The organism is Pseudomonas sp. v388 (genome assembly GCF_003935425.1).
Lineage (GTDB): Bacteria > Pseudomonadota > Gammaproteobacteria > Pseudomonadales > Pseudomonadaceae > Aquipseudomonas.
Genome location: NZ_RHQN01000009.1, coordinates 41,324 through 61,808, shown reverse-complemented (window position 1 = coordinate 61,808; position 20,485 = coordinate 41,324). Strand labels below are relative to the sequence as shown.

General features: G+C 59.1%; 15 protein-coding genes and 1 tRNA gene. 3 read left to right on the top strand and 13 right to left on the bottom strand.

All coding sequences use genetic code 11. The features are described 5' to 3' along the window. Nucleotides 1–4: 4 nt before the first annotated feature. The 8 genes from EGJ27_RS20075 to rpsU all read right to left on the bottom strand — a co-directional run bounded on the left by EGJ27_RS20075 (nucleotide 5) and on the right by rpsU (nucleotide 11,236). Nucleotides 5–1,075, bottom strand: a complete 1,071-nt coding sequence (locus EGJ27_RS20075) for an FUSC family protein (RefSeq protein WP_125832492.1) — start codon at nucleotides 1,073–1,075, stop codon at nucleotides 5–7. 199 nt (nucleotides 1,076–1,274) lie between these two features. Further along, on the bottom strand, nucleotides 1,275–2,072 hold the full coding sequence (locus EGJ27_RS20070) for a nuclease-related domain-containing protein (RefSeq protein WP_125832491.1): 798 nt from the start codon (nucleotides 2,070–2,072) through the stop codon (nucleotides 1,275–1,277). A gap of 53 nt (nucleotides 2,073–2,125) precedes the next feature. Further along, the gene (locus EGJ27_RS20065; protein ID WP_125832490.1) at nucleotides 2,126–3,259 is read right to left on the bottom strand and encodes a Fic family protein; all 1,134 of its coding nucleotides are present in this window, start codon (nucleotides 3,257–3,259) and stop codon (nucleotides 2,126–2,128) included. 334 nt (nucleotides 3,260–3,593) lie between these two features. Then, nucleotides 3,594–3,670 (bottom strand) — tRNA-Ile (locus tag EGJ27_RS20060). A 15-nt stretch (nucleotides 3,671–3,685) separates the two neighbouring features. Next, entirely contained in the window at nucleotides 3,686–6,175 is a 2,490-nt protein-coding gene (locus tag EGJ27_RS20055) for a bifunctional diguanylate cyclase/phosphodiesterase (RefSeq protein ID WP_177523071.1), read from the bottom strand. Between the two features lie 510 nt (nucleotides 6,176–6,685). Further along, nucleotides 6,686–8,530, bottom strand: a complete 1,845-nt coding sequence (gene rpoD, locus EGJ27_RS20050) for an RNA polymerase sigma factor RpoD (RefSeq protein WP_125832488.1) — start codon at nucleotides 8,528–8,530, stop codon at nucleotides 6,686–6,688. 67 nt (nucleotides 8,531–8,597) lie between these two features. Further along, entirely contained in the window at nucleotides 8,598–10,553 is a 1,956-nt protein-coding gene (dnaG, locus tag EGJ27_RS20045) for a DNA primase (RefSeq protein ID WP_125832487.1), read from the bottom strand. Between the two features lie 467 nt (nucleotides 10,554–11,020). After that, the gene (gene rpsU, locus EGJ27_RS20040) at nucleotides 11,021–11,236 is read right to left on the bottom strand and encodes a 30S ribosomal protein S21 (protein WP_002551877.1); all 216 of its coding nucleotides are present in this window, start codon (nucleotides 11,234–11,236) and stop codon (nucleotides 11,021–11,023) included. Nucleotides 11,237–11,434: 198 nt separating this feature from the next. Here rpsU and tsaD point away from each other — a divergent pair, with 198 nt between their 5' ends. Next, nucleotides 11,435–12,460, top strand: a complete 1,026-nt coding sequence (gene tsaD, locus EGJ27_RS20035; RefSeq protein WP_125832486.1) for a tRNA (adenosine(37)-N6)-threonylcarbamoyltransferase complex transferase subunit TsaD — start codon at nucleotides 11,435–11,437, stop codon at nucleotides 12,458–12,460. A 51-nt stretch (nucleotides 12,461–12,511) separates the two neighbouring features. Here tsaD and plsY read toward each other — a convergent pair whose 3' ends face one another. Beyond that, nucleotides 12,512–13,081: a glycerol-3-phosphate 1-O-acyltransferase PlsY gene (gene plsY, locus EGJ27_RS20030; RefSeq protein WP_177523066.1), complete on the bottom strand. Its 570-nt coding sequence runs from the start codon at nucleotides 13,079–13,081 to the stop codon at nucleotides 12,512–12,514. Nucleotides 13,082–13,155: 74 nt separating this feature from the next. Here plsY and folB point away from each other — a divergent pair, with 74 nt between their 5' ends. Both folB and folK read left to right on the top strand, forming a co-directional pair. Further along, a complete protein-coding gene (gene folB / locus EGJ27_RS20025; protein ID WP_125832484.1) occupies nucleotides 13,156–13,509 on the top strand; it encodes a dihydroneopterin aldolase in 354 nt (117 codons plus the stop codon). After that, on the top strand, nucleotides 13,500–14,027 hold the full coding sequence (gene folK, locus EGJ27_RS20020; RefSeq protein ID WP_125832483.1) for a 2-amino-4-hydroxy-6-hydroxymethyldihydropteridine diphosphokinase: 528 nt from the start codon (nucleotides 13,500–13,502) through the stop codon (nucleotides 14,025–14,027). The genes folB and folK overlap by 10 nt, the downstream gene beginning before the upstream one ends. Nucleotides 14,028–14,164: 137 nt before the next feature. Here folK and EGJ27_RS20015 read toward each other — a convergent pair whose 3' ends face one another. From EGJ27_RS20015 to EGJ27_RS20000, 4 genes are all read right to left on the bottom strand, one after another. Then, nucleotides 14,165–15,394, bottom strand: coding sequence for a multifunctional CCA addition/repair protein (locus EGJ27_RS20015; protein WP_125832482.1), 1,230 nt, complete (start codon nucleotides 15,392–15,394; stop codon nucleotides 14,165–14,167). Between the two features lie 90 nt (nucleotides 15,395–15,484). Next, on the bottom strand, nucleotides 15,485–17,047 hold the full coding sequence (locus tag EGJ27_RS20010) for a SpoVR family protein (RefSeq protein WP_125832481.1): 1,563 nt from the start codon (nucleotides 17,045–17,047) through the stop codon (nucleotides 15,485–15,487). Then, nucleotides 17,044–18,315, bottom strand: a complete 1,272-nt coding sequence (locus EGJ27_RS20005; RefSeq protein WP_125832480.1) for a YeaH/YhbH family protein — start codon at nucleotides 18,313–18,315, stop codon at nucleotides 17,044–17,046. The genes EGJ27_RS20010 and EGJ27_RS20005 overlap by 4 nt, the downstream gene beginning before the upstream one ends. Before the next feature lie 114 nt (nucleotides 18,316–18,429). Next, complete coding sequence (locus EGJ27_RS20000) at nucleotides 18,430–20,352, bottom strand: PrkA family serine protein kinase (protein ID WP_125832479.1); 1,923 nt, start codon at nucleotides 20,350–20,352, stop codon at nucleotides 18,430–18,432. Between the last annotated feature and the right edge of the window lie 133 nt (nucleotides 20,353–20,485).

Below are 20,485 nucleotides of genomic sequence, written 5' to 3'. Positions count from 1 at the left end.
TTCCTTAGAATTTCCAGCGCTTGGCGGTCTTGGCCAGGCGAGCTTGCAGGCCGTCCAGATTCTGCGCCAGTTGCACGTTCATCAAGTGATAACCAAGCAGTTCGGCAGGCACCGGGGCGTGCGGTTCAGGTGTGCTTTCCGCAGGTCGCGCCAGGCGCTCGATGGCGCCGGTTTGCAACGCGCGGGCCATGCCGATCAGTTGCCGCCGAATCTGCCGGTAATCGGCATCCAGCGATGCTTTCAACGAGGTGCCTGCCGTTTCGCCAAGGTTGGTCGGGCGAATGTTGGCGAGGATTTCCAGGGTGCTCAGGCACATCCGGAAGTGTCCCTGGATCGCATCCAGCTCGACCATGGAAATCCGAACTTCCTTGGACACCGACGGTAGCAGTGAACGCAGTTGCAGCATCGTGCTGTTGAGTCTGGCGGTCAGCTTCAGGTGTTCATCCGCAGTCACCGGCTGCCCTTGGTTGATGCGCCCGTAAACCTTGGCGCAGTCGCGCAGGCCGCTGGCCAGGTTATAGCGCCAGGAAAACACCGCATACAACGGCAGCGCGAACGAGAACGCCAACGCCAGGGCGATCCCGATCAGGATGTCCACCGTTCGCCACAGCCCGTCGCTGATCGGGTTGTAGCCGTGACCGGCGACGATGAACAGGGTGATCGCCGACAACAGCGCCGTGTAACCACCCTTGCCGATTGCGTGATAGGCAAAGAAGCCGCACATCACGGCCATCATCGAATAGGTCAGCAGCGGTATCTCCAGATAACCCTGCTGTACCACTACCAGCAACCCTAACCCCGCGCCGATCAGCGTGCCGTACGCCCGCTCGACCGACTTCTTGCCGATATTGCCGTGGTGCTGCAAGCCGCCGATCACGATCAACATCGTCACCGACGCCCACTCGCCGTGCGGCAGGTTCAGGCCGGTGGTCAATAGAATCGTCACCAGCAACCCCACCGCAATCCGCGCCGCATGAATCAACCGCGCATGCCGATAGCGGCGATACGGGTCCAGGATCGGACGCAGAACAGGGCGTAGCCAGGAAGGAATGAAAGCAGAGCGCGAATTGGTCATGCGTTAAGAGACCGCGAGGGAAGAGAAGAAGTCCGTGATTGGATGGTGGTGGGGGGTAGTAAGCCACAAAGGCGCAACAAAATGGGAGCGACAACCGCAATGCGTTTTGTAGGGAAAATGGATGCAGGCAAATGGAGACGGCCGCTGTGGAGGTGTGGATCATTCCCGGAAAGGGACCGCTCGGCGGTGAGCGCGCTCACTACAAAGTGCCTGGAAATGCCTGGCTATAACGACACTTAGGGTACGTCGAGCATCCCCAGAACTGATTTCCTGCGTTTACCCCAGATTTTACGGTGCGAACCAGCAATGAACCGCCGCATTTGGGGCAAAAGCGCTCTGCCATGGGATCGCTTCGCCGTTTGAGGCTCTGCACGTGTTCGCGGTGGGTTGCGCGGGTCGGGGCGCGACGCCCGGTGTGCAGGGCTTCGGTAAATGCTTCGACCTGCGCTTCGCTGAACACAGGCTGTTGAAATGAGCGGATGTAGCGCGCAAAGCCGATGCCCCTGGTCACGTTTGCGGGCATCTCGGTCTTGAACGTACTGCCGCCGACGAACGTAATCACTGAGTGCAGGTGCGCCGGATCGATCCCCAGCGTTGCTTCAAGCGCCTTGAGGTGCTTGTAGTTCTGGCGTAGCGGATTCTGGAACCTGAACGTACGCTTGTAGATCTTCTGCGTCCATTGGGGCTGCTTCTCGCTGCCGAAGATCCAGCCGGTCATGTTCTTGGTCTCCAGCACGAACACCCCATAGGGCGAGAGAAAAACGTGATCGATCTGGGTCGTGCCGTCGAGGGTGTTCAGCGTGACGTTGTGCAAGCGGCGATAGACGTTCTTGTCCAGCTTCCAGCGGGCGAAGAGGCGGACCAGCAGCTCGCCGATATGACCCTTTGCCCAGCGTGTCTTCAATAGGGATATGAGGAAGAGGGCCGGTAACAGCCAACGCAGCGCTTCGAGAGTGGGCGCGAGGATAGCGGCGGCGTCTAACGGATTCCGTTCCATATGTTGTCAATCCTGATTGGGTACAGGAGGGTGTCGGACGTATCTCGGCGATCTTAAGTCGGGGAGGGAAGATTGATTTGATACCGCGTGCTGCGCCCACCACCCGGCAAGCGTTCCAGGCAATGCTTGGCGAGTAAATCACTGAGGTGGCGGGTGGCTGTCGCCTTGGAAACCTTCGCGACGGCTTGATACTGGGCCGCGTTGATACCGTCTACAAAGCCCCGTTCACCGCCATCGAGCATCCGGTTGAGCACTTTGACCTGTTCGGTCAACAGACCGTCCCCGCGATGTATCTCCCAGAAACGAGCCTTGGCGAGCACGCGTTCGATACGCGACAGTGCCCGCTCCACGCTATGCAGCAGGGTCATCAGGAACCACTCAAGCCAGGCGGTGATATCCAGCGTGCCTTTCTGGCTGGTTTCCAGAATCCGGTAGTACCCGGCGCGGTCGTCCAGAATGCTCGTGGACATGGCATAGAACCGGATCGCCTGTTGATCGCTCTGGGCCAACGCGAGATCGGTCAGGGCGCGAGTCATGCGACCGTTTCCGTCTTCGAACGGATGCAACGTCACGAACCAGAAGTGTGCAATGCCGGCCCGGATCAACGGGTCAAGATTCGAATCGTTCCGGCTGGCGGCAAACCAGAGCAGAAAATCGTTCATCTGCGGGTCGAGATCTACGCGCGGCGGTGCTTCGAAATGCACGGTAGGCCGGTCGATCCGCCCGGAAATCACTTGCATGGGCTCTTCGCCGCGCAGTTCTCCGACCCGAATCGGATGGGTGAACAGACTGTCATCGGTTGGGAATAGCCACCTGTGCCAGGTGAACAACCGCTCAAGTGTAAGCGGCTGACTGTGCTCGCGAGTGGCATCCATCATTAGCTCAGCCAAGCCCTCACTGCGTGAATTGGGCTTGCCTTCGTCAGCGAGGCCTAACCGGCGTGCCAGCGACGAGCGTACCGAACCAGCGTTCAGTTGCTCCCCCTCGATCGCGGAAGAGGTGATGATGTTCTGGAGCAACGCATCCAGACTTTCCTGCAGCTGCGCATTGCCACCCGCCGCACCGCTTATGCCCAGCAAGCGGCCCTGCGCCTTAACGCACTCACGCAGCAATGGCGTGAGGTGTTCGCTGTCCCACTCGAAGCCGGGCCAGTCCTGGTGCTGCCAGATCCAGAGATGTTCAGACATGGTGAATCCCCTTTGAGCCAAATACGGAACTTAATCGGCTCATATGATGAGCCGATTAAAGCCTGCATTCGGCTCAACGTCCAGAGTGGGGTCGTGCCCGTTTCACTGTTGCCTTGTATTCTGCAAGATCAACGCAGGACGGCCGGATGGTGTGCGACCAGGACAATGTGCTGTATCTGGCACTGGCAATGACGAGTTCGATACATTCCTGGCAGGTGAGCCGTAGAACCAGAGGCCGTAAAGACCGTTTGGACACGGCACGATGGTGGGCTCCCTGTGACAGAACTGCTTTTTTACAGACAGCAAAAAGCCGCGTAATACGCGGCTTTCAAGATGGTGGGCCCACACGGACTCGAACCGTGGACCAAAGGATTATGAGTCCTCTGCTCTAACCAACTGAGCTATAGGCCCTCAGTAGGCCGCGGATTATAACGACGGTTTCACGGCTGTGCTATCCGAAAAATCCGAAAGCTTCGACAGAAGAAAGTTAGCGCAGAACTGGTCCGGGTGCAGGGGCAGGCTGACGATGTACCCCTGTATCTGTTCGCAGCCTTCCGCGGCGAGAAATTTCTGTTGTTCGCTGTTTTCCACACCCTCTGCGATGACGGTCAGTTGCATGCTGCGGCCCAGGGCGATGATGGCGCGGACGATGGCAGCGTCGTGGGTGTCTTCCGGCAGGCCGCGAACGAAGGATTGGTCGATCTTGAGGATGTCCAGCGGCAGGCGCTTGAGGTAGCTGAGGGACGAGTAGCCGGTGCCGAAGTCGTCGATGGCCAGTTGCACGCCCAGCTTCTTCAGTTTGTGCAGCACGGCCAGGGCTTCGCCGGTCTGGCTCATGATGAAGTTTTCGGTGATTTCCAGTTGCAGACAGCCCGGCTCCAGGCCGTTTTCGTCCAGCAGTTGCTCGATGCGCCGGACCAGATTGGGCTGGCGCAGCTGGGCGCCGGCGAGGTTGACCGACAATGGTCCGAATGGCTGGTGGCTCTTGCGCCACTCGCACATCTGGCGGCAGGCGCTTTCCAGGACCCAGTCGCCGATTTGCAGGATCATGCCGTTCTCTTCGGCCAGCGAGATGAAATGCTCCGGCGGCACTTCGCCGAAGATCGGATGGCTCCAACGGATCAAGGCTTCTGCGCCCACCATCTGGTGGTTGAGCAGGCTGATCTTGGGTTGGTACGACAGACTCAGCTCGTCGCGCTCCAGCGCCCGTCTGAGCTCCTGTTCAAGCGCAATTCGCTCGCTGGCCTGAGAGGTGAGGTCGCGGGTGTAGCTTTCTATGCGGTTACGGCCCTTGGCCTTGGAGCGATACATCGCGGCGTCGGCGTTCTTGACCAGCGTGGCAACATCGGTGCCGTCTGTGGGGAACAGGCTGCTGCCGATGCTGGCGCTCATGAAGAACTCGTGCTCGCCCGCCTGGAAAGGCGCGGTGAAGCTGGCCAACAGTTTGTTGGCGATGGTTTCTGCGTCGCTGGGTTGCAGCAGCCCAGGCAGCAGCACGATGAACTCGTCGCCGCCCAGGCGCGCCACCGTGTCGATGTCGCGCAGGTTTTCCTTGAGGCGCTGAGCGATCCCCTTGAGAAGCAGATCGCCGACCGGATGGCCCAGGCTGTCATTGATGTGCTTGAAGCGGTCCAGATCGAGAAACAGCACCGCGCCCAGGCTGCCGGATTCCTCGCTGTGGAGCAGGGCGGTTTGCAGGCGGCTCTCGAACAGCGTGCGGTTGGGCAGCCCGGTGAGGGGATCGTGATGGGCCTGATAGTCCAGGCGTGCCTGGGCGTGCTTGAGGCTGGATATGTCGGCGAACACCGCAACAAAGTGGGTGATGGACTGGTCCTTGCTGCGTACCGCGCTGATTGTCAGCCAGCTGGGGTACAGGTCACCGTTCTTTCGACGGTTGCAGATTTCACCTTGCCAGTGGCCTTCGGCCGTCAGCTGATACCACATGGCTGCGTAGAACGCGCTGTCGTGCTGGCCGGAAGCGAGCAGGCGTGGCGTATGACCGATGGCTTCCTGTTCGCTATAGCCGGTGATCTCGGTAAATGCCCGGTTCACGGCGTTGATGCGCTGGGAGGTGTCGGTGATCAATACGCCTTCGGCGGTGCTCTCGAAGACGGTTGCCGCCAGATGCAGCTTCTCCTGCATCTGCTGGCGTTCGGTGATGTCGCGGGTGATGGTGAGCAGGCAGTCTTCGCCTGCAATCACGACCGGATGCGCGGAGAGTTCACAGACCCGCAGGTTGGCATTCGCCCCCCTGATCTGCACACGGAAGTCGCGTACCGAGCCATCCCGTTTCAGCTGGTCAAGCAGCACCTGACGTTCGGTCTGATCGGCCCATAGCTTGAGTTCGAATGCCGAGTGATCCAGGCATTGCTGTTCGGTATAGCCGGTCAGCCGGGTGAAACCTTCGTTAACCTCCACGACCATGCCGTCATGTTCGCGGGTGATCGCCATGCCATCGGGCGAGGCGTGAAACGCCTTGGCGAATTTCTCTTCCGAAAGTTGCAGTTGTTGCTGCGCCTGCTTGAGCGGCGTGATGTCTCTGACGACCAGCAAAATCGCAGGCGTCGAGCTGAGGTCAAGTGGCTCGGCAGAGAGAAGGCCGGAGAATGTGCGGCCGTCCTTGCGCCTCATGGGCATTTCCAGGTTGCGGATGTTGCCTTTCTGCAAGCGCTCGATCAGGGTCTGCCCAATGCCGGGAACGCCCCACAGGTTGATCTGGCTGGTCGTCTTGCCTACCGCTTCTTCGGCGCTCAGGCCGATCTGTTCAGTGAAGGCACGGTTGGCGTCAAGGATGCACCCGTCTGACAAGCGCGCAATCATCATGATGTCCGGGCATCGGGCGAAGACAGATGCAAATTTGCCTTCGGAGAGCCGCAATGCTTCTTCTGCCTGCTTGCTGTCGCTGATGTCGATCATTAATCCGCGCATAAAGTGGCTCATGTCCGTGCTGTATCAGGCTGCCCGTCTCGCGGAGCGGCAACGTTGACTCAAGGCCCGACAGGGCCACGTCGACGAGGCGCTTGCGCGATGACTGTGTGGTTGTCGGAGACATCTTCACTTCTTCTGAATGCACGATGGTGTGCCAAGGCTCAGGCAGAGGTTTCCATTCAGGAACGACACATAGTTTTAGGTCAAGTTGCGAAGCTTTGCCTTCCTGGCGACGATTGACAGGATTTGAAATTGTCGGCAGCAATGCGCTCGATTTTTGTGCCCTGTGCGTGCCATTCACCGGCCGCGAAGGCCCCGCATCTGACATTAGTGTCACTTGGCCCGCATTCAATATAGACCGGGTACAGCAATTCACTGCCGATTTGGCTTTGGCGTAGGAAATATTTTTGTGTGCGTGGCCGGAGCCGCGTCTGGTCTGCGTCGCCCAGAAACGCAAAACCCCCGGAAGGCCGGGGGTTTTGGGGATCGCGTGCTCTGTTACTCGTCAAGGAACGAGCGCAGATGCTCGCTTCTTGTCGGGTGACGCAGCTTGCGCAACGCCTTGGCTTCGATCTGGCGAATACGCTCGCGGGTGACGTCGAATTGCTTGCCGACCTCTTCCAGCGTGTGGTCGGTATTCATGTCGATGCCGAAGCGCATGCGCAGAACCTTGGCTTCACGGGCGGTAAGGCCCGAGAGCACTTCGCGCGTCGCTTCCTTGAGGCTTTCAACCGTGGCGACATCGATAGGCGACTGCATGGTCGAGTCTTCGATGAAGTCACCCAGATGCGAATCTTCGTCGTCACCGATCGGGGTTTCCATGGAGATCGGCTCTTTGGCGATCTTCAGTACCTTGCGGATCTTGTCCTCAGGCATTTCCATGCGCTCGCCCAACTCCTCGGGAGTAGGCTCACGACCCATTTCCTGCAGCATCTGCCGGGAAATACGGTTCAGCTTGTTGATCGTCTCGATCATGTGCACCGGAATACGGATGGTGCGTGCCTGGTCGGCGATCGAGCGAGTGATCGCCTGACGAATCCACCAGGTGGCATAGGTCGAGAACTTGTAGCCGCGACGGTATTCGAACTTGTCCACCGCCTTCATCAGACCGATGTTGCCTTCCTGGATCAGATCGAGGAATTGCAAGCCACGGTTGGTGTACTTCTTGGCGATGGAGATCACCAGACGCAAGTTCGCTTCAACCATCTCTTTCTTCGCGCGGCGGGCCTTGGCCTCACCGATCGACATACGACGGTTGATGTCCTTGATTTCGGCGATTTTCAAGCCGGTTTCTTCTTCCAGCGCGGTCAGCTTCTGCTGGCAACGCTGGATATCAGGCTGCAGGCGGCCAATCGCTTCGGCGTACTTGGACTTGCCCTTGGCGAGTGCTTCGGTCCAGCTCTGGTCAACTTCGTGGCCAGGGAACTGGCGAAGGAAATCGGCACGTGGCATGCGGGCATCACGCACGCACAGCTGCATGATGGCGCGTTCCTGAGCACGGAGGCGATCCAGAGCACTGCGGACACGCTCGACCAGGCCTTCGAACTGCTTGGGCACCAGCTTGATCGGCATGAACAGCTCGGCCAGCGCGAGCAACTCGGCAATGGCGTGCTTGTCATCGCGACCAAACTTCTTGAGCGCCTTGCGAGTGATCTCCATCTGGTCGGAGACAGCACCGAAACGCTGCTGGGCAATGACCGGATCCGGACCGCTTTCAGTCTCTTCCTCGTCGTCCGAGTCGGATTCTTCTTCGTCGTCATCGCCGGCTTCAGCCTTGACTGCTTTCGGGTCGACGGGAGGAGGCACTTCCGCAGGCGGCGCGATGCCGTCATCAGGATCGATGTAGCCGCTCAGGACGTCGGACAGACGACCGCCTTCGCTGGTGACGCGCGTGTATTCGGAAAGAATATGGTCAACCGTGCCAGGGAAGTGCGCGATTGCGCTCATCACTTCACGGATGCCTTCTTCGATACGCTTGGCGATTTCGATTTCGCCTTCACGGGTCAGGAGCTCGACGGTACCCATTTCCCGCATGTACATGCGAACGGGATCGGTCGTGCGTCCGATGTCGGTTTCAACCGCTGCCAATGCTGCGGCCGCTTCTTCTGCGGCTGCCTCATCGGTATCGGCATCGGCCAGCATCAGGGCGTCTGCATCCGGAGCACTCTCGTGTACCGGGATCCCCATGTCATTAATCATGCGGATAATGTCTTCCACCTGCTCCGGATCTGAAATATCCTCAGGCAGGTGGTCGTTGACCTCTGCGTAAGTCAGATATTTCTGCTCACGGCCCAGAGTGATCAACTCTTTGATACGAGACTGCTGTTGCGCTTTTCCGGACATAACACCCTATCCACTGAAGGTCTTGGCGGGCAAAAAACAAGCCGAGGATTATACCCGAGCTAGGACCTCACGCGCCAGTTGAGGTCGGGTTTTGTGCAGAAACATCGCGATTGAGCAGTTTGAGCAGCAGAGCTTTCTCTTCTGCCGTCAAGCCCGTTTGACGTTCCTTGCTGATCAATTGATCGAGGCTCCGCTCGCGTTGGCTCGCCGATAACCTAGTTATAGTGTCGAAAAACTGTTGTTCAAGGTTGTCGGCCTCGATCAACCATTCCTTCTCTGCCAGTGCGCGCAGTAATCGGCCTTGTTCAGTGCCATGCCACCGCGCTATCAACTGTAACGACCGAAGGTTCGGATTCTTTTGCCGCGCTTCGATCAAGGCCACCAGCAATTGCGCCTGGGCATGGTCTTCTGCGGCGAAGTGGCTGGCATTCTCGACCTTTTCGGCCAATTCGGGGTGGTGCAGCAACGTTCTCAATGCCGCCTGCATGGGCGGTTCCACCGCTGTCGGGACGCGTGGCGCGCGCGGTTCGAAGTCTGCGCGCTTGCCTTTTTTGTCCCAGGGCTTCTTGTCCCATTTTTTCTGATTCGGACCACCGGCTTTCTTTGGCGTCCATTCCTGCTGGGCGTCGTACCCGCCTTGCGGCTGGTAATCGGCGAAGTCCGGCATGGCATCGTAATCGACATAGGGATCGTAGCTGGGCGGCGCCTCGCTGGGCGCGCTCTGTACCAGCTGGTTGACCGCCTCGCCGTTGAGGCCGGTAATCTCGGTCAGCCGTTGCCGCATCAGGATTCGCAGGTTGGCACCCGGCACCTTGTCGATCAGCGGCGCGGCCAGCGTCGCCAGGTGAGCCTTGCCTTCCAGGGAGCGCGGGTCGGCCTCTTTGGTCAGCTGTTCGAAGAAATAATCGGCCAGCGGCTGCGCATGCTGGTTGATGCGCGCCTTGAACGCATCGGTGCCTTCGGAGCGCACCAGCGTGTCCGGGTCCTCGCCTTCCGGCAAAAACAGGAATCGCGCGCGGCGCCCGTCCTGCAGGCTCGATAGCGTGGCTTCCAGTGCGCGCCATGCGGCATTGCGGCCCGCCTGGTCGCCGTCGAAGCAGAACAGGACGTTGGGCACGACCCGGAACAGGCGCTTTAAGTGTTCTTCACTGGTTGCGGTACCCAGCGTCGCGACAGCATTGCGCAGGCCTTGCTGAGCCAGCGCGATGACGTCCATGTAGCCTTCGACGACGATGATCTCGTCGAGGTTGCGGTTGTGCTTGCGCGCCTCGAACAGCCCGTACAGCTCCTGGCCCTTATGGAACACCGGCGTTTCCGGGGAGTTCAGGTACTTGGGCTTGTCGTCGCCCAGGACGCGGCCACCGAAGGCGATCACCCGCCCGCGTGAATCGCGGATAGGGAACATCACGCGATCACGGAAGCGATCGTAGCGCTTGCCGGTCTCGGCGTTCTCGATCAACAGCCCGGCGTCGATCATCACCTTCTGCTGCAACGTATCGCTGCTCAGGTGCTTGTACAGGTTGTCCCAGCCGGGCGGCGCAAACCCCAGGCCGAAGTCCCGGGCGATTTCTCCCGACAGTCCGCGACCCTTGAGGTAATCCACGGCGGCCTTGCGCGCAGGATGGTGTTTCAACGCCTGGCGGTAGAATTCCGCTGCCGCCGTCAGGAGCGGGTAGAGCGGCGAGTCGGTCGGTTGTCTGGGCTTTTGGCCCTTGACGCCTTGCTCGCGCGGCACTTCCATGCCGGCGGCCTTGGCCAGGTCCTCGACGGCCTGGGGAAAGTCAAGGTTGTCGTGGTCCATGATGAAGCCAAGGGCGTTACCGCCTGCGCCACAACCGAAGCAGTAGTAGAACTGCTTGTCGGGGCTGACGCTGAAGGACGGCGTTTTTTCCTTGTGGAACGGGCAGCAGGCAGTGTAGTTCTTGCCTGCTTTTTTCAGCTGCACGCGCGAGCTGACTACATCGACAATGTCGGTGCGGTTCAGAAGGTCGTCAATAAAGCTCTGGGGAATAAGCCCGGCCATTGCGTTCTCGTCGTCAGGCGTATCGCGAAAGTATCGTGGTGACTCTACGAGCCTCGCGCCAACCTGTCAGCCGTCTTTTGAGCTGAGGCAACAACGGGCAAGCATGCGCACGGACATAAAGGCGCGTCCGGCGATCTGGCGGTGGCTTCGAGAGGGGCAAGCGAAACGGTGTCATGCCAATTCACGCTCGGCATTCACCAGACTGTGTCGCGAGAGACGCTGCCTTGGCTGAGCTTCTTGCGAAGTCATCAAGGCATACTCGTCTTGCACATCGATCAAGATACTCGCCCGAGCGGACGTGATCGATGGCGCCTGAAGACAGGCCGGACGTGCTTTGACAGAGTCAGTCAGGGTCGCGTCTGCGGCTTTGACGGGTTCAGTCAATCAAGCGTGATGCTGAAACTGCAACTGCCGACAGCCCGGCTGTGGGCCGGGCAAGGCAGAAGCTTGCTACGTAAGTCTGTGAATCAGTACAGACGAACGGCGCGGCGCTGTTCGCGCTGGACTTTCTTGGCGTGACGCTTGACAGCAGCAGCTGCCTTACGCTTACGCTCGGAAGTCGGCTTCTCGTAAAATTCGCGGCTACGAACTTCAGCCAGAACACCGGCTTTTTCGCAGGAGCGCTTGAAACGACGCAGAGCTACGTCGAAGGGTTCGTTCTCTTTAACTTTGACGGCTGGCATCCAGAGCTACCTTCATTCATTACCGGGGTCGACGCTCTGTGCAAACACTGCACAAATGTACGTCGGTTTTTAAGGGTTGCGGATGTTAACCCCTCATTGAGAGGAATGCAAAGCCTCTGATCGAAAACCGCTGGTCGGCGCTCTGGACGACGACTATCATGCGCGCCTTCAAATCTGCCCCCTACAAGGCGCAAACCCATGCTAGTACTGGGATTAGAAACTTCCTGCGACGAAACCGGCGTCGCGCTCTACGACAGTGAACGCGGCTTGCTGGCGGACGCGTTGTTCAGCCAGATCGACCTGCATCGCGTCTACGGTGGCGTCGTGCCCGAGCTGGCATCGCGAGACCACGTCAAGCGCATGCTGCCGCTGATTCGCCAGACGCTGGCCGAGGCCGACTGCGTTGCTACCGACATCGATGCCATTGCCTATACCGCCGGCCCCGGCCTGGTAGGCGCCTTGCTGGTGGGGGCGTCCTGTGCCCAGGCGCTGGCCTTTGCCTGGGATATCCCGGCGTTGGGCGTCCATCATATGGAAGGCCACCTGCTGGCCCCGATGCTGGAAGAAAACCCGCCACAGTTTCCGTTCGTCGCCTTGCTGGTTTCCGGTGGCCACACCCAGCTGGTCCGGGTCGACGGTATCGGTCACTACGAGTTGCTCGGCGAAACGCTGGATGACGCCGCAGGCGAGGCGTTCGACAAGACCGCCAAGATGATGGGCCTGCCATATCCGGGTGGTCCGGAAATATCCCGCTTGGCGACCCAGGGCGTAGCGGGACGTTTTGTGTTTCCGCGTCCGATGACCGATCGTCCGGGGCTGACATTCAGTTTCAGCGGCCTGAAAACCTCTGCCCTCAACACTTGGCAGCAGTGCCAGAGTGCTGGAGACGACGGCGAGCAAACCCGTTGCGACATTGCGCTGGCCTTCCAGCAGGCAGTGGTGGAGACTTTGACCATCAAGTGCAAGCGCGCGCTCAAGCAGACCGGCCTCAAGAGCCTGGTCATCGCCGGTGGCGTCAGTGCCAACAAGGCATTGCGAGCGTCGCTGGAGAGCATGCTCGGCGACTTGCGCGGCAATGTTTACTACGCGCGTCCCGAGTTCTGCACCGACAACGGCGCGATGATCGCTTTTGCAGGCTGTCAGCGGCTGCAGGCAGGGCAGAAGGACGATTTGAGTATCAGCGTTCAGGCGCGCTGGCCGATGGAGCAACTGCCCGCGATCTGAGCGGTTTGCGCGCGTTTGGTATCGGGCGCCGAGCGATTTTCATGTCGCGCTTCAGAAATGCCGTTCGCGCCCGGCGAGCAGGTCGCGTAGATTGCCACGGTGGCGCCAGACGATCAGTAGCGTCAGGACGGTCATGGGCAGCAAGGCACGCGGTTCCTGCCAGGCCAGCAGCGGCAACGTCAGCGGCGTGGCGATCAGGGCGGCCAGTGAGCTGGTTCGGGTCAGGTAGAACGTCAGCCCCCAGGCCGCGATTGCCAGGGCTGCCGCAGGCGGGTAAAGGCCCATCAGCATGCCGGCGGCAGTGGCGACGCCCTTGCCGCCCTTGAAGCGAAAGTACAACGGAAACATGTGGCCCAGTACCGCGCAGACGCCGATCCAGGCTTGCTGCAGCGGGTCGAGGCCGGAGAAGCCGGCAAGCAGCACGGGCAGCAGGCCTTTGCACAGGTCGCCCAGCAAGGTCAGCACCGCCAGTCGCTTGCCTGCCAGACGCAGCATGTTGGTCGCGCCGGCGTTGCCCGAGCCGCTTGCGCGCGGGTCCGGGCTGCCGGTCAGGCGGCTGAGCAGGATGGCGAAGGAAACTGAGCCAAGCAGGTAGGCGAAAGCCGCCAGTGACCAAAACATGCTAACCATTCCGGGCGAGATTGCCCTGATTCTAACGGCGCAACGCGCCCTTGTCGTGCAGTGGAGAACAGGGCTTGGACAGAGTTTTCATCGACGGACTCGAGGTCGATACGGTGATCGGCGCTTATGACTGGGAGCGCGGGATTCGTCAGTGCCTGCGTCTGGACCTGGTCTTTGCATGGGACAACCGGCCTGCCGCAGCGGGTGACGATTTGACCAAGGCACTCGATTACGCCAGCGTCTCGACACGGGTCCAGGCGTTTGCCGAGCAAGCGCAGTTCCAGCTGGTCGAAACCTTTGCCGAGCGGTTGGCCGAGGCATTGATGAGCGAATTCCAGGTCACCTGGATGCGCCTGAAAGTGACCAAGCCCGGTGCGGTTGCCGCCGCTGCCGGCGTGGGTGTGGAGATCGAGCGCGGATGTCGCTGACCCGGATTTTCCTGGGGCTTGGGAGCAATATCGAACGCGAAAGGCACCTGCACGCAGGGCTGGATGCGCTGGATACGTTCCTGAGTGACCTGAGTTGTTCACCAGTGTTCGAAAGCCATCCGGTGGGCATCAAGAGCGGCCCGTTCTTCAACCTGGTGGTGTCGGCGCTGACCGACCTGCCGTTGATGGAACTGGATCGCCGCCTGAAATTCATCGAGGCCGACAACGGCCGCTACGCGCCTGACCGCAAAGGATTGCCGCTGGATATCGATGTGCTGCTGTATGGCGAGCAGGTGGGTAACTTCGACGGCTTGATCCTGCCCCGCGCCGAAATCCTGAAAAATGCCTTCGTATTGTGGCCACTGTCGCTGATTGCCCCGGATCGCCTGCATCCCGGCGTGAACGTGCCGTTCAGTGAGCTGTGGGCAGAGGCGCAGATCGATCAGCAGCTATGGCCGGTGAGTTTCGAATGGCGCGGGGTCCAGCTGACCCCCGCGCAGTTGCTCGCTTCACCCTAGGCGCACAGGTCTCTGAGATTATCCGGCATAGTGCGTAGCAGGGAGCTTGCTCGCAACAGGCTCCCTCTGGATATTCAGCTGTTCGAATTCGCGTTGTCGCAAGCAAGCTCCTTCCACAACCTGAGTTTCACCGTTGATCAGCGGTTGTATTCGGCCTTGTAGATTTTCAGCGCATCCAGCCTTTCGTTTTTCAGTGCGTCGCCCAGCGCCTGGCCCTTCAGACCTTTTTCCAGCAACGGCTGCACCGACACCGACCTGGCTGTCTGCGCCGCGCCGCGCAGGTATTCGGCCTGTGGATAATCGCGCTGTTCGAAGCCGTAGCGTCCTCTTGCGTCCATTTCGCAGGCTGCAATGAATTCCTCGAAGCGCTGCGGGCGACGGTAGACGTCAAAGCTTTGCAATAGCTCCAGTACGGTCGAAGGCTTGAGTTCCAGCGCTCGGTGTCCGTGGGTGTGGTACTGGCCCACCAGCAGCGCCAGTTCCTGACATTCCTTGGGGACACGGAAGCGTTCGCACACCGCCTTGATCGGACCTTTGCCGGTATGTTCATGAGCGATGTGCCGCGGCCATTCCGACTCCGGCGTCAGCCCTTTGCCCAGGTCATGCAGCAGGCACGCCCAGCGCACACTGAGCGGATGTTGGTGGATGGCGGACTGCTCCAGCACGCTGAGGACATGCAGCCCGGTGTCGACCTCCGGGTGATGAGTTTCCGGTTGCGGCACACCGAAAAGCGCCTCGACTTCCGGCAGCAACTCGCCGAGCGCTCCACATTCGTGGAGAACCCGAATGAACACCTGAGGTTGCGATTCCATCAGGGCGCGTGAGATCTCCTTCCAGCTACGCTCCGGGGTCAGCGCCTTGAGTTCGCCGGACTCGCTGAGCTGTCGCATCAGTTGCAGGGTTTCAGGTGCGATGCTGAAGCCCAGCGAAGCATAGCGCGCAGCGAAGCGTGCAACGCGCAAGACTCTGAGAGGATCTTCGGCGAACGAGGGAGAAACGTGACGCAGGATTTTTGCGTCCAGATCCTGCAGGCCGCCGTAAGGATCGGCCACGTTGCCGGCGATATCCTCGGCCATGGCGTTGATGGTGAGATCGCGGCGGATCAGATCCTGTTCAAGGGTCACCTCGGGGCTGGCGTGAAACACGAAGCCGCCGTACCCCACGCCGCTTTTACGCTCGGTCCGCGCCAGGGCATATTCCTCACCGGTCAGTGGATGCAGGAATACCGGGAAGTCAGTGCCAACCGGGCGATAGCCCTTTTTCAGCATTTCGTCGGTGGAAGCGCCGACCACGACCCAGTCGACGTCGGTAACGGGTTGCCCCAGCAGGCGATCACGCACGGCACCGCCAACTTTATAAATCTGCATAAAAAACCTCCGTAAGCACGACAGGATAAACCTTGTATCGTCCTTGCGGAGGTTAAAACCGAACCATGACCTCTGAACGAGCCGCGACGGCTAGAGGTGAACCACTGCTAGGTCGAGCCGCGGGTATTCACTGCCAGCATGCTCGCCTCGCGGAGGCACATGGTGCGTCTTCACGACCTGATCCCCTTGCAGGGTTTCCAGGTGGATATCGAAGCCCCATAAACGATGCAGGTGCTTGAGCACTTCATCGGTGGAGTCGCCCAAGGGTTTACGGTTGTGCTGTTGATGGCGCAGGGTCAGCGAGCGATCGCCGCGGCGGTCGATACTGTAGATCTGCACATTGGGTTCGCGATTGCCAAGGTTGTACTGGGCCGCCAGTGTCTCGCGAATGGTCCGGTAACCGGGCTCGTCGTGGATGGCGGGGACCAGCAAATCGTCTTTCTGATCGTCATCCAGAATGCTGAACAGCTTGAGGTCGCGGATGACCTTGGGCGACAGGTACTGCAGGATGAAACTCTCGTCCTTGAAGCTGGACATGGCGAATTTGAGGGTGGTCAGCCAGTCGGTCCCGGCAATGTCGGGGAACCAGCGCCGGTCTTCCTCGGTGGGGTGCTCGCAGATGCGCCGGATATCCTGATACATGGCAAAGCCCAGGGTGTATGGGTTGATACCGCTGTAGTAAGGGCTGTCGAAACCGGGCTGATAGATCACGCTGGTGTGCGATTGCAGGAATTCCAGCATGAAACCGTCGGTGACCAGGCCCTCGTCGTACAGGTCGTTCATCAAGGTGTAATGCCAGAAGGTGGCCCAGCCTTCGTTCATCACCTGGGTCTGGCGTTGCGGGTAGAAATACTGCGCGATCTTGCGCACGATCCTGACGATCTCGCGCTGCCATGGCTCCAGCAGCGGTGCATGTTTCTCGATGAAGTACAGGATGTTTTCCTGCGGCTCGGCGGGGAAACGCGCGTTGTCTTCCTTGTCGAGCTTGTCCGCGCTCTTGGGAATGGTGCGCCACAGGTCGTTGATCTGCCGTTGCAGGTGTTCTTCGCGGTCCTTCTGCCGGCGGCGTTCTTCTTCGGCCGAGATCGGATAGGGGCGTTTGTAGCGATCTACGCCGTAATTCATCAATGCGTGGCAGGAATCGAGCAAGTCTTCCACGGCATCGATACCGTGGCGTTCCTCGCATTGCATGATGTACTGCTTGGCGAAGACCAGGTAATCGATGATCGAGCTGGCGTCGGTCCAGGTGCGGAACAGGTAGTTGCCTTTGAAAAAGCTGTTGTGGCCGTAGCAGGCGTGCGCCACGACAAGGGCCTGCATGCAGATGGTGTTTTCTTCCATCAGATAGGCAATGCATGGGTCCGAGTTGATCACGATTTCGTAAGCCAGCCCCATCTGACCTCGGGTGTAGGACTTTTCAGTGCTAAGAAAGTGCTTGCCGTAGGACCAATGGTGATACCCCAGCGGCATGCCGACTGACGCGTAGGCGTCCATCATCTGTTCGGCCGTGATCACCTCGATCTGGTTGGGGTAGGTATCCAGGGCGTAGCGCTCGGCGATGCGACTGATTTCCCGATCGTAAGTCTGGATCAGTTCAAAGGTCCACTCTGACCCCGTGGATATGGGTTGGCGCTTCTGCTCTCGAGCGGTCATGACACTAACCTTCGCTGGAAGAGTTCACGGAATACCGGATAGATATCACCGGCAGAAACCAGCTGTTGCTGGGCGAACGTGTCGGCGAACTGTTCGCCTATACGCTCGTATTCGAACCAGAGTGCCTGATGTTCACGCGGGGTGATTTCTACGTAGGTGTAGTACTGCACGTAAGGCATGATCTGTTTGGTGAGAATTTCCCGACAGATCGGCGAGTCATCATTCCAGTTGTCGCCGTCCGAAGCCTGGGCCGCATAGATGTTCCACTCATTGGCCGGGTAGCGCTCGGCCATGATTTCCTGCATCAGTTTCAATGCGCTGGAAACGATGGTGCCGCCGGTCTCCCGGGAGTAGAAGAACTCTTCTTCATCCACTTCGCGGGCGCTGGTGTGGTGGCGGATGAACACCACCTCGATCTTGTCGTAGTTCCGTTTCAGGAACAGGTACAGCAGGATGAAGAAACGCTTGGCAACATCCTTGGTGGCCTGCGTCATGGAGCCGGACACGTCCATCAGGCAGAACATCACCGCCTTGGAGCTGGGATTGGGCTGTTTGACCAGCAGGTTGTATTTGAGGTCAAAGGTGTCCAGGTAAGGTACCCGGCGAATTCGCGCGCGCAGACGGTCGATCTCGACCTCCAGTTCCTGGATGTCGCCGAAGTTATCCGGCTCTTCGCGCTTGAGCCTTTCGAGTTCACTCAACGCCAGCTTGAGCTTGCCGCGACTGCTGCCGGACAGGGCAATCCGCCGTGCATGAGCCGAGCGCAGCGTACGAATGATGTTGATGCGTGACGGGTTGCCTTCATTACTGATCCCGGCGCGCACCGTCTTGAAGGTATCTGTGCCGGTCAGGTTGCGCTTGACCAGATTGGGCAGCTCAAGATCCTCGAACATGAACTCGAGAAACTCTTCCTGAGTGATCTGGAACACGAACTCATCCATGCCTTCGCCGGAATTGCTCGCCTTGCCAGGCCCTTTGCCTGCTCCGCCACCTTGAGGACGAGCGATATGCTCGCCAGTGGTAAATTCCTTGTTGCCGGGATGGACCACCGTCTGCTTGCCGCCGCGACCATGGTGCAACACTGGCTCGTCGATATCCCGGCCAGGAATACTGATCTGTTCGCCATGCTCCATATCGGTGATGGAGCGGCGACTGACGGCTTCTTCCACTGCCTTCTTGATGTGATCACGGTACCGGCGCAGAAACCTTTGCCGATTTACCGTGCTCTTGTTCTTGCCATTGAGACGTCGGTCGATCACATAGCTCATAGGCCCTCCGGGCAGCTGCAAGTAGAAAGCAGCTTCAAGCCGCAAGCTGCTGACGGTCGACCCTGAAGCTGACCGTTCCAGCTTGTGGCTTGAGGCTTGTAGCTTACCGCTGCATTACTGCGACTTGCGCACACGCAGATACCACTCGGAGAGTAGACGTACCTGCTTATCGGTGTAGCCCCGTTCGACCATTCGAGTGACGAAGTCGTTATGTTTCTGTTGATCCTCTTTGCTGGCTTTGGCGTTGAAGCTGATGACCGGCAACAGGTCTTCGGTGTTGGAGAACATTTTCTTCTCGATCACCACCCGCAGTTTCTCGTAGCTGAGCCAGGTCGGGTTTTTGCCGTTGTTGTTGGCGCGGGCGCGCAATACAAAGTTGACGATCTCGTTGCGGAAATCCTTCGGATTGCTGATTCCGGCCGGTTTCTCGATCTTCTCCAGCTCTTCGTTCAGCGCAACCCGATTGAGAATCTCGCCGGTTTCCGGATCACGGTACTCCTGATCCTGAATCCAGAAGTCCGCGTACAGCACGTACCGATCGAAGATGTTCTGCCCATACTCGCTGTAGGATTCCAGGTAGGCGGTCTGGATCTCCTTGCCGATGAACTCGATATAGCGCGGTGCCAGGTACTCCTTGATGAAGCGCAGATAACGCTCACGGGTTTCGGCCGGGAACTGCTCCTGCTCGATCTGCTGTTCCAGAACATACAGCAGATGCACCGGGTTGGCCGCGACTTCATGGGGATCGAAGTTGAAGACCTTGGACAGGATCTTGAACGCAAACCGCGTGGACAGGCCGTTCATGCCTTCATCGACACCCGCACTGTCGCGATACTCCTGGATCGACTTGGCCTTGGGGTCGGTATCCTTGAGGTTCTCGCCGTCGTAGACGCGCATCTTGGAATAGATGTTGGAGTTTTCCGGCTCCTTGAGGCGCGACAAGGTCGTGAACTGGGCAAGCATCTTCAACGTGTCAGGCGCGCAGTGCGCCTTGGCCAGCGAGCTGTTGAACAACAACTTGTCGTAGATCTTGATCTCGTCACTGACACGCAGGCAGTACGGCACCTTGACGATGTAGATCCGGTCGATGAACGCCTCGTTGTTCTTGTTGTTGCGGAAGCTGTGCCATTCCGACTCGTTGGAGTGGGCCAGCAGGATCCCGGTGAACGGAATGGCGCCCAGTCCTTCGGTACTGTTGTAATTGCCTTCCTGGGTTGCGGTCAGCAATGGGTGGAGGACCTTGATGGGCGCCTTGAACATCTCGACGAATTCCATCAGACCCTGGTTTGCCCGGCACAGCGCGCCCGAGTAGCTGTAGGCGTCCGCATCGTTCTGCGGATATTCCTCAAGCTTGCGGATATCGACCTTGCCCACCAGTGCGGAAATGTCCTGGTTGTTCTCGTCGCCCGGCTCGGTTTTCGCGACTGCGATCTGGTTGAGCACCGAAGGGTAGAGTTTCACCACTTTGAACTGGCTGATGTCGCCCCCGAACTCAGCCAGCCGCTTGGTCGCCCAGGGCGACATGATGGTACTCAGGTAACGCTTGGGAATACCGAAGTCTTCTTCGAGGATGGCGCCGTCTTCGTTCGCATTGAACAGGCCGAGCGGCGACTCGAAAACCGGCGATCCCTTGATTGCGTAGAAGGGCACCTTTTCGATCAGTTGCTTGAGTTTTTCAGCCAGCGACGACTTACCGCCGCCTACCGGGCCAAGCAGGTAGAGGATCTGTTTCTTTTCCTCCAGGCCTTGGGCCGCGTGGCGGAAATACGAAACGATCTGGTCGATGCATTCTTCCATCCCATGGAAGTCCGCGAACGCCGGATAGCGCCGAATCACCTTGTTGGAAAAGATGCGCGACAACCTGGAGTTGGTGGAGGTGTCCACCAGCTCGGGCTCGCCAATGGCCAGCAGAAGACGTTCTGCGGCAGAGGCATAAGCACTGCGATCCTGTTTGCAGAGCTCCAGGTACTCCTGTAACGAGAGCTCTTCCTGACGTGTGGTTTCGAAGCGTTGTTGGAAGTGGCTAAAAATACTCATGACGTCACCTCGCTCGATACGTAGAGCCGGCGGCGGATCGTCAGTCGATGCTGGCAGCAGCTGAATGAATCAGATGCCGTTTACCCCCCAGAACACCATAAAAGTAACTACCGATGACCCACGCGCCGGTGTA

Excerpts from the sequence above, each read along its gene's own strand:
- EGJ27_RS20010 (WP_125832481.1), bottom strand. The coding sequence starts at position 17,047 with ATGACCGCTCGAGAGCAGAAGCGCCAACCCATATCCACGGGGTCAGAG.
- EGJ27_RS20015 (WP_125832482.1), bottom strand. The coding sequence starts at position 15,394 with ATGCAGATTTATAAAGTTGGCGGTGCCGTGCGTGATCGCCTGCTGGGG.
- EGJ27_RS20000 (WP_125832479.1), bottom strand. The coding sequence starts at position 20,352 with ATGAGTATTTTTAGCCACTTCCAACAACGCTTCGAAACCACACGTCAG.
- tsaD (WP_125832486.1), top strand. The coding sequence starts at position 11,435 with ATGCTAGTACTGGGATTAGAAACTTCCTGCGACGAAACCGGCGTCGCG.
- plsY (WP_177523066.1), bottom strand. The coding sequence starts at position 13,081 with ATGTTTTGGTCACTGGCGGCTTTCGCCTACCTGCTTGGCTCAGTTTCC.
- EGJ27_RS20005 (WP_125832480.1), bottom strand. The coding sequence starts at position 18,315 with ATGAGCTATGTGATCGACCGACGTCTCAATGGCAAGAACAAGAGCACG.
- dnaG (WP_125832487.1), bottom strand. The coding sequence starts at position 10,553 with ATGGCCGGGCTTATTCCCCAGAGCTTTATTGACGACCTTCTGAACCGC.
- rpoD (WP_125832488.1), bottom strand. The coding sequence starts at position 8,530 with ATGTCCGGAAAAGCGCAACAGCAGTCTCGTATCAAAGAGTTGATCACT.
- EGJ27_RS20070 (WP_125832491.1), bottom strand. The coding sequence starts at position 2,072 with ATGGAACGGAATCCGTTAGACGCCGCCGCTATCCTCGCGCCCACTCTC.
- EGJ27_RS20065 (WP_125832490.1), bottom strand. The coding sequence starts at position 3,259 with ATGTCTGAACATCTCTGGATCTGGCAGCACCAGGACTGGCCCGGCTTC.
- folK (WP_125832483.1), top strand. The coding sequence starts at position 13,500 with ATGTCGCTGACCCGGATTTTCCTGGGGCTTGGGAGCAATATCGAACGC.
- EGJ27_RS20075 (WP_125832492.1), bottom strand. The coding sequence starts at position 1,075 with ATGACCAATTCGCGCTCTGCTTTCATTCCTTCCTGGCTACGCCCTGTT.
- EGJ27_RS20055 (WP_177523071.1), bottom strand. The coding sequence starts at position 6,175 with ATGATCGACATCAGCGACAGCAAGCAGGCAGAAGAAGCATTGCGGCTC.
- rpsU (WP_002551877.1), bottom strand. The coding sequence starts at position 11,236 with ATGCCAGCCGTCAAAGTTAAAGAGAACGAACCCTTCGACGTAGCTCTG.